This window comes from Streptomyces sp. NPDC012466 (assembly GCF_042955215.1).
Taxonomy (GTDB): domain Bacteria; phylum Actinomycetota; class Actinomycetes; order Streptomycetales; family Streptomycetaceae; genus Streptomyces.
Window position 1 is genome coordinate 999,106 of sequence record NZ_JBIBEQ010000001.1, and the last position, 12,806, is coordinate 1,011,911.

12 protein-coding genes are annotated in these 12,806 nt (G+C 70.3%); 11 read left to right on the forward strand and 1 reads right to left on the reverse strand.

Going from position 1 to position 12,806, the window contains the following annotated elements:
- Positions 1-14: 14 nt before the first annotated feature.
- Positions 15-770 (reverse strand): site-specific DNA-methyltransferase, encoded by a 756-nt coding sequence (locus tag ACFY9E_RS04530; RefSeq protein ID WP_031109304.1) that lies wholly within the window; start codon positions 768-770, stop codon positions 15-17.
- A 514-nt stretch (positions 771-1,284) separates the two neighbouring features.
- Between ACFY9E_RS04530 and ACFY9E_RS04535 the strand changes: the two genes are divergently transcribed.
- The 11 genes from ACFY9E_RS04535 (at position 1,285) to ACFY9E_RS04585 (ending at position 12,789) form a co-directional block, all read left to right on the forward strand.
- Entirely contained in the window at positions 1,285-2,415 is a 1,131-nt protein-coding gene (locus ACFY9E_RS04535; protein WP_390979233.1) for an NlpC/P60 family protein, read from the forward strand.
- Positions 2,416-2,589: 174 nt separating this feature from the next.
- Positions 2,590-2,955 (forward strand): hypothetical protein, encoded by a 366-nt coding sequence (locus ACFY9E_RS04540; RefSeq protein ID WP_388325593.1) that lies wholly within the window; start codon positions 2,590-2,592, stop codon positions 2,953-2,955.
- A gap of 216 nt (positions 2,956-3,171) precedes the next feature.
- Positions 3,172-3,486 carry a DUF6112 family protein gene (locus ACFY9E_RS04545; protein WP_011031268.1) on the forward strand — a complete coding sequence of 105 codons (315 nt, stop codon included), beginning with the start codon at positions 3,172-3,174 and terminating at the stop codon, positions 3,484-3,486.
- Entirely contained in the window at positions 3,486-4,178 is a 693-nt protein-coding gene (locus tag ACFY9E_RS04550; protein WP_390979235.1) for a hypothetical protein, read from the forward strand. The genes ACFY9E_RS04545 and ACFY9E_RS04550 overlap by 1 nt, the downstream gene beginning before the upstream one ends.
- A 36-nt stretch (positions 4,179-4,214) precedes the next feature.
- Positions 4,215-5,594, forward strand: a complete 1,380-nt coding sequence (locus ACFY9E_RS04555; protein ID WP_356041039.1) for an ATP-binding protein — start codon at positions 4,215-4,217, stop codon at positions 5,592-5,594.
- Positions 5,595-5,675: 81 nt separating this feature from the next.
- Positions 5,676-7,148 carry an SCO6880 family protein gene (locus tag ACFY9E_RS04560; protein WP_390979237.1) on the forward strand — a complete coding sequence of 491 codons (1,473 nt, stop codon included), beginning with the start codon at positions 5,676-5,678 and terminating at the stop codon, positions 7,146-7,148.
- Positions 7,149-7,248: 100 nt separating this feature from the next.
- Positions 7,249-7,710, forward strand: a complete 462-nt coding sequence (locus ACFY9E_RS04565) for a DUF6238 family protein (RefSeq protein ID WP_390979239.1) — start codon at positions 7,249-7,251, stop codon at positions 7,708-7,710.
- A gap of 28 nt (positions 7,711-7,738) precedes the next feature.
- Complete coding sequence (locus ACFY9E_RS04570; protein WP_390979241.1) at positions 7,739-9,253, forward strand: VirB4 family type IV secretion system protein; 1,515 nt, start codon at positions 7,739-7,741, stop codon at positions 9,251-9,253.
- A gap of 849 nt (positions 9,254-10,102) precedes the next feature.
- Positions 10,103-11,044, forward strand: a complete 942-nt coding sequence (locus ACFY9E_RS04575) for a hypothetical protein (RefSeq protein WP_390979243.1) — start codon at positions 10,103-10,105, stop codon at positions 11,042-11,044.
- Between the two features lie 86 nt (positions 11,045-11,130).
- A complete protein-coding gene (locus tag ACFY9E_RS04580) occupies positions 11,131-12,132 on the forward strand; it encodes a hypothetical protein (protein WP_390979245.1) in 1,002 nt (333 codons plus the stop codon).
- A gap of 141 nt (positions 12,133-12,273) precedes the next feature.
- On the forward strand, positions 12,274-12,789 hold the full coding sequence (locus ACFY9E_RS04585; protein WP_390980299.1) for a hypothetical protein: 516 nt from the start codon (positions 12,274-12,276) through the stop codon (positions 12,787-12,789).
- Positions 12,790-12,806: the final 17 nt, after the last annotated feature.

Here is a 12,806-nt window from a genome sequence, read left to right on the forward strand (position 1 = left end):
GGCAAGGACGCGGCTCAGGCTGTGAGAACCAGGTCGTCCTGCGTGAGGGTTGCGCGGATCGTCTCGGTGAGCCGGTCGGCCGCGATCGACGCGTAGTGCTCGGTCTTCTCCACGCCGATGAAGTCCCGGCCTTCCAGCAGGGCGGCCACGCCCGTGGAGCCGGAGCCGGCGCAGAAGTCGAGGACCGTGCCGCCCTCGGGGCTGATCTTGACCAGCTCGCGCATCACCTCGACCGGCTTCTGCGTGATGTGCTGGCGCTTCGCGCCAGAGGGCTGCGAAGCCGAGTACATGCCAGGCAGATAGACGGGGTTGCGGGAGCCGTCGATCGGCCCCTTGCTGGCCCAGACGATGAACTCGCAGTTCTGGGTGAACCGGCCCTTCTGGGGCCTGGCCTGCGGCTTGTGCCAGGCCAGGACACCGCGCCACAGCCATCCGGCCGCCTGGATCGCGTCCGTCGTCGTCGGGAGCTGGCGCCAGTCGGTGAACAGCAGGGCCGTCCCGCCGGTCTTGGTAAGGCGGTGAGCCTCGGTCATGATCTGCGTCAGCCAGAACGAGTAGGACCTCTGGTCCATGTTCTCGCCGGTGAAGTCGGCGAGGTCGTTCTTGGCGTCGGCGGAGGTGTACTTCTGCTTCGCGGAGCGCGTGGTGCGCTCCTTCGCGGTCCGCCCTCCGCTGTTGTACGGCGGGTCGGTGATGACGGAGTCGACGCAGCCGTCCGGAAGGCCGGAGAGAACGGCCAGAGCGTCGCCCTGGTGAAGGGAAAAAGGCAAAGGGGAACCCCGATTCGGGTGCGGAAAGGCGGAGGGAAATAGTCGCCTCGCGCAGGAGTCCTCGCGGGCCGGAAGTGGGCATGCAGAATCCCAGGGCCGCAGACCGAGGAGGGCGAGGGGGAGTCCAAAAACTGTAGAGGCGAAACCGCCGACGACCAAGAAGTGCCCTGTCGAGGTATCGGTTTCCGGCACCTCACGCCGACTTTTTGGTCAACCGCCGATCCGCGCCTACTGTTTTTGAACCGCCCGGCGCACACCGCCGCTGGCCACTCCCCTGCCACACCTCACGGAGGTACCCCTTGCCCCGGCACACCTAGCTCACGGCCCGGCCACGCGGAGCGAGCGGCAACTCGCCCCGCACCGGCCCGTCCCGATCGCCCACCCCGGCTGCCGCGCCCTTCCGAGACGCCTCGCGCACGCGGTACGCCGGACACCGCACCCCCAAGGACACGCTCATGATGTCTCGCTACCCACCCATGCCCGAAACCGCTGACCGGCGAGCGGTCCGCTCGGATTGAAGGGGCTCGCCGCCGGCATCGGCGTCGTCTTCCTGTCCCCGATCTTGATCGCCGGCACCGGCATGATGCTGGCCTCCTCGGCCGACGCCGTGCAGAGCAGCGGCTCCTTCAGCAGCTGCCTGAGCGACATCGACAGCGACAAGGTCGCCGAACAGGTCACCAAGATCCTCGACGGCGCCTCCGGCAAGGACGTGCACGTCGAGGGCCTGGACCTGCCCGCCGAGCAGGTCCCCAACGCCCAGACGATCGTGGCCGCCGGCCTCTCCCTTGACGTCCCCAAGAAGGGACAGATCATCGCGCTCGCCACGGCGATGCAGGAGAGCCGACTGCGCAACCTCGCCTACGGCGACCGCGACTCCCTCGGCCTCTTCCAGCAGCGCCCTTCCCAGGGCTGGGGCAGCGCTGAGCAGATCCGCGACCCCACCTACGCGAGCGAGCAGTTCTACAAGCACTTGCTCAAAGTGAGCGGGTGGCAGCAGATGACCGTCACCCAGGCCGCCCAAGCCGTGCAGAAGTCCGGTCTGCCAGACGCGTACGCGCAGTGGGAAGAGCTCGCCACCGCGCTGCAGGCCGCCATCGCCAAGACCTTCCCCGGCGGCGGTGACGCGGACGGCAAGGACACAGACCAGGACAAGAAGCCGTCGACCAGTACGACCGGCTGCGCGCCGGGCCAGGACGGTTCCGGCTTCGGCCGCATCCCCGAGGGAAGCGTCCCGAAGGGCTACTCGATCCCCAAGGACGCCCATCCGCGGGCCCGTAAGGCCATCACGTGGGCGATGCAGCAGCTCGGCACGCTCTACCAGTGGGGCGGCTCCTGCACGAACTCGCACGGCCCCGACCCCATGGGCCGGTGCGACTGCTCCAGCCTGATGCAGCAGGCGTACGCGCATGCCGGCGTCACGCTCACCCGCACCACGTACACGCAGGTCAACGAGGGCAAGGCGGTCTCGCCCTCCCAACTTGAGCCCGGGGACCTGATCTTCAGCCGGGGCACCGCCGCACGGCCCGAGCATGTCGGCATGTACATGGGCGAGGGCCTCGTGATCGAGGCGCCGCGCACCACCAAGCCGGTCCGGATCACCCCGATCAAGGACTGGACGATCCTCGCCGCTCGCCGCGTCATCTGATCCCGGTCAGCCCGCAGGCCCGCGAGCCGCCGTCACCAGGACCTCACCGGCGGTCTGCCCGATAGCTGGGCTCGGTGGCCGACTCCCCATCACTCTCGACCGCTTCGCCGACGGCCGCCCAGCAGGACGAGCCGACGGCCCACTCCCTATCCCCCAACACCCCGGAGCATCCACGTGACAATCCACTCCCGCGTCCGGCGCGCCCTCGCGGCCAGCTCGATCGGCCTCGCAGTGGCGGCCGGCGGCCTAGCCAGCGCCTCCACAGCCCAGGCGTACGAAACCGGCCACACGACGATCTCGTGCAAGGCAGTCAAGGTCCGCAAGGACCCTTCGAAGAAGTCCACCGTCGTGGGCATCGCCTACCGGCACGACAAGGTCACCTATAACCAGTTCGCGTACAAGCGCGCAGAGAAGACCTGGTACACCCACGGCACGGTGACCCGGAAGTCCGACGGCAAGAAGATCCGCGGATACATGATCTACGACTGCGCCAACCCGTACGAGTCGAACCCGGCGCCGAAGCCGTCGCTCCCGAAGTAGAACGCCCCGGCAGCCCTCGCGGGCCCCGAGCCGAAAAAGCGGCTTCGAAGCCGCGCCCTGGCCCAAGGAGTGGCCTCTCCCCGCCTCTGCCCGACGCCGGTCCGGGCGGGTCGCCGCCGCGGCCACTTCCGCGCTCCGAGCGCACCTCCCCCTCCGTTTTCCCCTTTACCGCCGGCCCTCGCCTGGCCCGCGTACGCAAGGAGCCCTGCCACACTTATGTCCGTCCCTCTCGCAGACCGCGTCATCCAGCTCGCCTACGACCCAGGAATCTCACCCAAAGGCGGCGGATTGCCCGGGCTGAGTGTGCTGAAGAACGTCGTCAACAGCATCAACATGTTCGGGATCATCGCCGTCGTCGGCGCCCTCGCCGTCTCGCTCGGCGTATGGGCCTGGGGTCACCACACCGGTGGTCACCAGGCCGAGGCCAACGGTAAGAAGGGCGCGGTCGTGGCCGCCGGTGCTGCCCTCGGGTTGGGTGCCGCGAACGGAATCGTGGCCTTCTTCTCCGGCCTGGGGTCGCAGGTCCACTGATGCGGAAACGATCCCCCTCCTTTTCGCTGTCCTCGTACGGCTCGGGCTGGTCGGCCAACCGGCGCATAGCGATCGTCGCCTGCGTCGTCGCCGTCCTGCTCGCCATCGCCGGGGTCGTCGCCCTGCTGACCGGTGGCGGGAACGGCCACCAGGCCCCGGGCACCGCCGCGCCCGCCCCGGCTGTCAGCCCGTCCTCCACCGAGGCCGCCCCGAAGCCTTCCTCCGGATCGGGGTCGGTGCCCAAGCCTCCGCAGATCGCCGAGCCGGTCGCCTACGCCAAGGCTGCGGCCCGAATGCTGTGGTCCTACGACACCCGCGACACCAGCCGCGACCAGCAGCTCGCCGGCATGCGCGCCTGGATGACCACGGAGACCAAGTACGCCGACTGGGCCTCGGTCTCCGGCCAGGTTCCCGATCCAGTGCTGTGGTCGCGGATGGCCGACCAGGACCAGCACGCCACCGCCAGCGTCACCGAGGGCCACTACCCGTCCGCCTTCAAGGCGGCCCTGGCCGACGACCCGTCCGCGATCACCGAGGCGTACATCTACGTCGTCACCGTCAACGGCAAACAGACGCTCAGCTGGAAGAAGGGCGGCGGAGGGGCCGAGGAACGGGCCGTGACCCTCGCCGTCCAGTGCCGCCCGCACCACGACTGCACCCTGGCCGCCATCGCACCGAGCGTCACGCAGTGACCCGCGCCTGACACAAGAATGGAGGAGTAACTCCCCGTGGGTTTCTGTGATTTCCCCCTGGCAGACAAGCTGTGCGCCGTCGGTGACGCGGTCGACTTCGCCTCGGACCCCGCCAAGGCCATGGGCGACTGGATGGCGAAGTCCGCCGGTGAACTGGCAGCCGCCGCAGCCGACCTGGCGGCCGAGGCAGTCAACACCACCACCAAGGTCGACCTGAACGCCGGGTGGTTCCGGGACAACTATGAAATGTTGCTGCCGCTGGGCCTGGTTCTGCTGGTCGCGACGTTCTGCGCGCAGCTGGTCCGAGCCGCCGTCAGGCGCGACGGACAAGCCCTGACACAAGCGTTCACCGGCACCATGTCGGGCGTCCTGTTCGCCTTCTGCGCCATCGCCCTGACTACGGTCGCCGTCGAAGTGGTCGACGCCCTGTCCGCCGGCCTGTTCAAGACAGCGAACCTGAACATCGAGTCGGCTGTGCGCCGCATCGTGAAGGTCGGCCAGATCCCGGGCCTGTCCGCACTGGGCTGGCTCGTGGCGGCAGTCGCCGGTCTCGGCGCCGCCATCGGCGCGTTCCTCTACTGGTGCGTGATGATGGTCCGCAAGGTCGGCATCCTCGTCATGGTCACCCTGGCCGTCTTCGCCTCCGCCGGCGGTGGCTGGGAGGTCGCGCGCCGCTGGCGCAGGGGCTGGATCGAAGCCACCGCCACCCTCGTCGTCTCCAAGCTGCTGATGACCGTGATCTTCGTGCTCGGTATCGCCGCCATGGGCAAGACCGAGGCCGGCGATGGTATCGCCGCTCTGGCCGACGTGATGTCCGGCATCGTGATCATGATTCTGGTGTTGCTGTGCCCGTACGCCGTCTTCAAGTTCGTGCACTGGGCAGCCGACGGCACCGACGGCGAGTCCATCCACCGGGCCGGTGGCGCTGGGGCCCAGATGGCCAAGGCTCACGCCGAGAAGGCCGCCCGTAAGACCGCCGCCGCTGCGGCCACCGCCGGAACCGGTGGCGCTGCCGCCGGAGCAGGCGCCGCAGCGCTGGGCAGTGAGGCTGCTGCCGGAGGCGGTTTCCCTGGCGACATCGCCGCCAACCCGACCGGCGGAGGCGGCGAGGGCAAGGAGGGATCGCAGAGCGGCGGAACGGGTGCCTCGCCCGGCGGCGACGCGGTCAAGTCCGGCTTGGAGAAGGCCGTCCAGCCCGCGCCGACGAGCGTGTCCGACGACACCAGCGGCCAGGTGGGCGGCAGCCCGGGGCCTGGCGGATCCGGTGCGAGTGCCGCGTCTGGGCAGAGCGGCGGATGGCAGTCCACTCCGCCGACCACAACCCCGCCGCCGCAGGGCGCACCGCCGTCCTCCGGCACGCAGAACACCCCGTCCAGCGGGGCGAGCGGACCCCCGCCGCCTCCGACCGGCCTCTGATTCCCTGACCGACTCCCGGGGGCAGGATGTGCAGGCGCCCTCCCGCCCCCGGGTTCCACCCGCGCCTCCAGGACCCGCCCCTTGACTGATCTTTCCGTCGCCCCGGTCACGGTGAAGTTCCCGCACCGGAGCCGCCGCGGCATCCTCCTCGGCCTCTCCCTGCCTCAACTCGTACTCGTCTCCTGCATGCTGGCCCTGCTGCTGATGACGGTGATCTCCACCGGGCTTCTCGGCGCCGTCGCCCTGGCACCGCTGTGGGCGGCATCCGGGGCACTCGTCGCGATCCGTCGGCACGGCCGCTCCCTGATCGACTGGGCGCCGATCGTCACCCGGTATGCGCACCGTCGCCGCACCGGCCAGACCCTCTGGCTCGCTCGGCCCGTCACCCGGCCCCGGCAGGACGGCGTCCTCCATCTGCCCGGCACCGCCGCATCCCTCAAGGTGGTCACCCCCGGCAACTCCGCCAACGGCGCCGCAGCCGTCCACGACCCGCACCAGCAAACCCTGACCGCCATCGCCCGCGTCACCAGCCGCGCCTTCGCCCTCCTCGACCCCGCCACCCAGAACCACAACGTGAGCAGCTGGGGACGCGCGCTCGCGGGCATCGCCCGCACCGGGCACATCGCCACCGTGCAGGTGCTGGAACGCACCGTCCCCGACTCGGGCGACACCCTCACCCGCCACTGGACCCACAACGGGCAGCCCCAGACCCCCATCGCCGGACAGATCTACTCCGAGCTGGTCTCCTCTGCCGGCCCTGCCGCCGCCCCGCACGAGACCTACCTCGCCATCTCCCTCGACATGAAGGCCGCCCGGCGCCTGATCAACCAGGCCGGCGGAGGGCTGCCCGGGGCGTTCACCGTCATGGAGCAGACCACCGCGTCCATCGCGCAGGCCGCCCGCAACGCAGGTCTCCAGGTCACCGGCTGGCTGAGCGCACGGGAAATCGCCGCCGTCATTCGCACCGCCTACGACCCGAAGGCCCTCGCCGCGCTCCAGCAGTGGTCCGAGACCGGCCGCGCCGAAGCCGACCCCGCAGCCGCCGGTCCCGTCGTCCAGTTCGAGGAGTACGACCGCCTCGCCACCGACAGCGCACGGCACGCGACGTACTGGGTGGAGAACTGGCCGAGGACCGAGATGGGGGCCGGGTTCCTGCACGGGCTGATGTTCACGGCCGGCGTGCGCCGCAGCCTCTCCCTTATATACGTGCCGCAGGGGCTCGAGTCCGCACTGCGGGACGTCCAGCGCAAGAAGGCCGCGATCATCGCCGACGCCAACGAACGCGCACGCCGCGGACAGGTCGATTCCGAAGAGGACTCCGTCGAGTACGCCGACGTCAAAACCCGCGAACGCCAGCTCATCGCCGGGCACGCGGATGTAGCACTGACCGGCCTGGTCACCGTCACCGCCGAGACCGACGCCCTCCTGGACGCCGCCTGCGCACAGATCGAGACCCACGCCGTCACCTCTGGCGTCGACCTCCGACGGCTCAACTACCAGCAGCCCGACGCCTTCGCCCTCTCCGCGCTCCCGCTCGCCCGCACCGCCTTGTGAACCAACAGCGCCCGTGCGCACCCCGACCCACCGCACTCCGGATCACCCGCGACGGGGCGCCCCTCACCACCCTGCCTACCGGCAGGAAGGACCACCACCTTTGACCTCTCCTACGCGCCCCGACGACGCGCACCCCTACCTCCGCGCCGCGAGCGCCGGCATCCGCCACCACGCACGGACCCTAGCGCCGTCGGACGCGGACCCGCCCAAGCCCGGAGATCGTCTGCACCTTGACGTGCTGCACGCCCACCTCACCGCTCTGCTCCAGCTTCTGGACCGGCTCGCCGACAACACCCGGCCCCCTCGCCCGGCCGCCGGACGTCACCTGGCAACCGCCCACACCAGGCTCTGGCAGGCCACCAGCGAAGTCCACGCCGCCTTCCACCTGCTGCCCGGCACACCCCAGGCCGACGCCGAGACAAGCGCCTGCCATCCAGAACGGCTTCCCGAGGGCCCGCCCGTGCTGACGATCTGCCAACGCCACCTCACCGCCGGACACGTAGTCCGCCGCAAGACCACCCCCACCGACCTCCGCCCGCACACCACGGCCTGCGTGCGATGAGCACCACCCGCAGAATCGAGGGCCCCCGATGAGCCACCGGCCCGCCCGTCGCGCCCGCCGCGCGTCCGCCAGCCCGCTGTTCACCCCCCACGGCACCGACCGCGCCAGCCGCAAGGCCGCCCGCCGCCAGCTCGCCGAGGCCACCGCCAAAGCCCGCGCCGAAGCCAGCGCCCACCAGAGCGAAAGCACGCCCGCCGAGCACCAGCTGCCCGCCCCGCACTACCCACCGAGCGGACGCCCCGGGCCCGCCTCCTCTCGCGGGAACCGGCTGAAGCTGCCCGCCCACCGCATGACCACCGCGGTCGCGGCCGGCGCCTATCCCTTCCTCGCCGAAGGCGGACTCGGCGCCGAGGGCATCTACATCGGCCGCGACGTCCACGCCGAAGCATCATTCGTCTTCGACCCGTTCGCTCTGTACGGCAAAGTCGAGGGATTCACCAACCCCAACCTGTTGCTCGCCGGCGTGATCGGCCAGGGCAAGAGCGCCCTCGCCAAGTCCTTCGCGCTGCGATCGGTCGCCTTCGGATACCGCGTCTACGTCCCGTGCGACCCGAAGGGCGAGTGGACTCCGGTGGCCGAAGCCCTCGGCGGCCGGTCCGTCGCCCTCGGGCCCGGACTGCCCGGACGCCTGAACCCTCTGGACGCGGCCCCGCGCCCGGAGAGCGTGGCCGAGGCCGACTGGGTCGGCGAGATCCGCAAGCGGCGCCTGCTCCTGCTCGGCTCCCTTGCACGCACCATCCTGGGCCGGGACCTGATGCCCATGGAGCACACCGCCCTGGACGTCGCCCTCGACGTCGTCGTCACCCGCGCCGCCGACACGCACCGCACCCCGCTCCTCGGCGACGTCGCCGCCGCCCTCAACAACCCCCACGAGCTCGACGAGGCCGCCGGGATGATGTCGGGCCAACTCGGCGACGCAGCGCGAGACCTGGCCCACGCCATGCGGCGCCTGGTCCACGGCGACCTGGCCGGCATGTTCGACGCCCCCTCCACCGTCGCATTCGATCCGAACGCGCCGATGCTCACCATCGACCTGTCCCGCCTCGGCGGCTCCGGGGACGACACCGCCCTCGTCCTGGCGATGACCTGCGCGAGCGCCTGGATGGAATCCGCCCTCTCCGATCCCAGCGGCGGCCGGCGCTGGATCGTGTACGACGAGGCATGGCGCCTGATGCGGCACGTCGGCCTGCTTCAGCGGATGCAGGCCCAGTGGAAGCTCTCCCGCGGCCTCGGCATCGCCAACCTCATGGTGATCCACCGGCTGTCCGACCTGCTCACCGCCGGCGACGCCGGATCACAGGGCCGGGCCCTGGCCGAGGGCCTCCTCGCCGACTGCAGCACCCGGATCATCTACCGCCAGGAGACCGACCAGCTCCACGCCGCGGCCTCCCTGCTCGGCCTGACCTCCGTCGAGATGGACGCCATCGCGCACCTCAACCGAGGGCGCGGCCTCTGGAAGGTCGCCGGACGATCCTTCATCGTGCAGCACCTCCTGCACAGCCACGAACTGGCGCTCTTCGACACCGACGCCCGCATGCACTGAAAGCAGGAGCCCGTGAGTTCCGACTCACGTCGCGAGCTGATACCCCGCAACGCCACTCTCCACCTGATCGACTCTCTTGACGCCCTGCAGTCCAGACTCCACTCCGCCGCCGAGCAGACACACCTGCTGGACGACGAGGCCGAGGGCCCGCCACGCCGTCCTGCGCCGAACTGCTGCAGCACGCCGCCGAGGCACAGGCCCTCTCCCGCGACATCCTCCAGCTGACAGCCGACTTCGCCCGCCGCAGCCACAGCACCACCCGCGTCGGCACCGCCGTCCTCGCCCACCTCGCGACGGCCGCCACCATATCGAGCCACGCCGTACCCGCCTTCGCCAAGACAGCGGAGATCGCCCTCTCCCTGCCCCGCTCCGCAGGCCCGACCGACCGGCAGCACTCGGAGAGCCGGATGGTCATCGACCACGCCACAGCACGCGCCTACCTGCGCCGATCCTCGGACTCACTCCGCGACGCAGTCAAAGAACTCAACGACCACCTCGACATCCACCGCTTCTTCCGCCCATCTCCCCCGCAGCAAAGCCCGGCGCCTCCACCACCCGGGCCGAGCGGTCGCCACCGATAGCCCCCGAACCTGATCATGACCGCAAGGAGCCCCCTGAACTGCCCCGCACACTTCGGTGACGCCGACTGGGCCGACTACCAGCAGTGTCAGGCCGATCACGACGACCTCATGGCGCAGACCGTCGACCGCGAAGCCCAGTCGGAACATGACCTGATCGCTGTCTACGACGAGTACGCAGTCGACCTCACTCCGGGTCCGAAGTCGGAAGCCGACCTCGCTCGCCGGACACCTCTGCCCCGTCGGACACCAGCGTCCCGCAGGAGAAGCCGTGGCCGCTGACGAAGCGAACACCTCAGATGCCCGCACAGCTCCCCTCGCGCCGATTCCCGACCACCGCAACGTGAACACGCCGTGGTGGCAGGAGCTGTGGCGTCGCCACGCACACGTCATCACGCCGCTGCGGGCACGCGGACTGCAGTGCGACATCGAGTTCGGCCTCAGCACCTACAACGTGCGCGTCTCGCTCCCCGACGAGAGCTACCTGGTCATCAGTCCGCCGCAGGAACCGTCCTCCGAGCGACCGCCCGGAGACCCGGAGGGCTGGATCGCGACTCGCGAGCACCCCGACGACCAGACGCTGTTCGAGGTCCTCTACGACTCAGCTCCCTCCGACGACCCCGGTGCTCCCCAGCGGCCCGAAGCCCGCCACGGCGGCAGCGCCCAATCCCTGATCGAGGCGATCGACCTCCGCCTCGCCCAGCTCGGGCTGCTACCGCACCCCGTCTTGCCCCACGAAAGCCCACACGTGCACCCAGCCCAACCGGCACCCCCGCCCGAGCCCCGGGATGTCCCCGGCACAGCACACCGTGGCCCCGTGTACGTCTACGGCGACGCGCTGCGCGATCTGACCGACCGGCTCAACGGAGCCGAGTCACATGCGGATGCCGCTGCCCTGCTGCACCAGATCCTGGAACCCTCCGACGGCCTGCTGGCGCAGCTCGGCGAGTTCTTCGAAGCAGCCGGGGAGAAGGCCAAGGAAGCCGAGGAGGACGACGGCTTCGACCTGTCCTACGACCTCGCCGACGCCGCCGCCGAGATCCGCAACCTCGCAGAGGTCCTGCATGTGGCCGAGGACCGCATGCGGGCCCTCACTCCGCTCGCGCCGGCACCGCGACTGCCCTCTATCCCGGCCAATGCGTCGTCCCTTCCGCCACGGGCCCTCCCGCCGGCATCGCCGAAAGCCGCCCCAACCGCCAGGCGCACGCCCTGATTCCTTCCCCTCTGCGAACCCTTGGAGCCTCCATCCGCACCGCCCGCCGTACCCTCCCGCTGTTCGTCGGCGCCGCCTGCCTCGCCTTGGCCGTCACCGGCTGCTCCGGCGAAGACGGCCCCGCCCAGGCCCGGCAGACGCCCAGCGCCAGCACCGCCCCGAAGCTCGTGCCCGCTCTCAGCATCGCCCAGGCCCGTGACGTCATCACCCGCTATTCCGAGATCAACAACGAGGCCAACGCCGAACGGGACCGGCGCCTGCTCGACACGGTCGAGGACGGGCCGCTGTACGCGATGTCCCTCTCGGACTACACCGAGACCGAAGGGCTTCCCGCCAAGGACCGCAAGCCGTACAAGGCGTGGTCCTACGACATCACCAGCGCCAAGCTGTACATCCCGCGCCTGGCCGACGGGCAGGAAGGCTGGTTCGCTGCCGCGCTCTCCAGCGAGAAGGGCAAGGCCCCCTCGCGACTGGCCGTGTTCGCCGAACGGCCCCAGCACGAGCGCTGGGAGATGGTGTCCGTCGTTGACCTCGACAGCCAGAAGCTGCCCGACGTCGCCCTCGACCGTGAGGGATACGCGACGGCCGTCGCCGCCAACGACAACAAGCACCTGGCCGCCGACGCCGACGTTCTGCGTACTGCCGTGCTGGACAACTTCGCCACCGGAGGCACGAACAGCGGAAGTAAGGTCTTCGCGCCGACCAAGGCCAGCAAGCAGCAGATCAAGGTCCACGACGAGACCGGCACCCGCTTCGGTAACCAGGGCACCACCGTCTTCGACGGAGCCGACAACCGCTACAACGACGCCTACGCCCTCAAGACGGCAGACGGCGGCGCGCTGATCCTTCTCTCCCACACGCACACCCAGACCGACTCCGTCGCGCACTCCGGCCTGCAGATCAACCCCGGCAAGGACGACCGGGCCTGGCTCCACGACGTGCCCCGCACCTCCATCCGCTACACGTTCGTGTGCAACGACGCCGCCACCGTCCCCGCGAAGGCCGAGCCCTCCCGCCTGATCGGCTACACCTGCGCGCGTACCGACGCCTCCGGCCCTCCGGTCCCGTCCTGGTCCGACCGCGCGTAGACGCCCCCGCGCGCCACCGTGACTGTCGCCGAATCTCCCCCGCACCCCGTTCCTCCGGAGAATCCCCTGTCCACACGCTCCTTCATCGCCCGCCCCGCCCGCGGTACGGGATACACGGGCATCCACATCCAGCTCGACGGCGTGCCCAGCCACCACCTCCCCTTGCTCCTGGCCGCCTACCAGTACAAGTTCGGACGCAACATCGAGGCCATGTCCCGGCACCTCATCGACGACGTCGCCGTCGGCTGGGACGAACTCGGCACCGATCTCCTCGACGACGCCCCGCCCGCACTCGTGACCGCGCTGACCGGCGGCGAGCACTGGCCCAGCCGAACCCTCGATCACCTGATCACCCCGGACGGCTCATCCCCGGTACGCATGTCGGTCACCGACACGACCGCCGACGAGCAGGACGTGCAGTGGGGGTACGTCCTGCACAAGGAGGGCGTCGAGGTGATCAGCCTCCTGCACGAGGACATCGGCCCGATCGTGAGCTGGTCCACCGACCCGCGCACCGCCTTCAACGACCACCCGGCGGCCTGGTCCGCCCTCGACTCCCCGCCCGCCATGCGGGCATCGCGCGGCAGGCAGCCCCAGAGCGCTCCTGCCGCAGCCCCGGCGAAGGCCGGCGCCCCGCGCCCCGCCGCCCGACGCTAGTTCCCCCTCGTCTTCCC

Excerpts from the sequence above, each read along its gene's own strand:
- ACFY9E_RS04550 (WP_390979235.1), top strand. The coding sequence starts at position 3,486 with ATGCGGAAACGATCCCCCTCCTTTTCGCTGTCCTCGTACGGCTCGGGC.
- ACFY9E_RS04570 (WP_390979241.1), top strand. The coding sequence starts at position 7,739 with ATGAGCCACCGGCCCGCCCGTCGCGCCCGCCGCGCGTCCGCCAGCCCG.
- ACFY9E_RS04545 (WP_011031268.1), top strand. The coding sequence starts at position 3,172 with ATGTCCGTCCCTCTCGCAGACCGCGTCATCCAGCTCGCCTACGACCCA.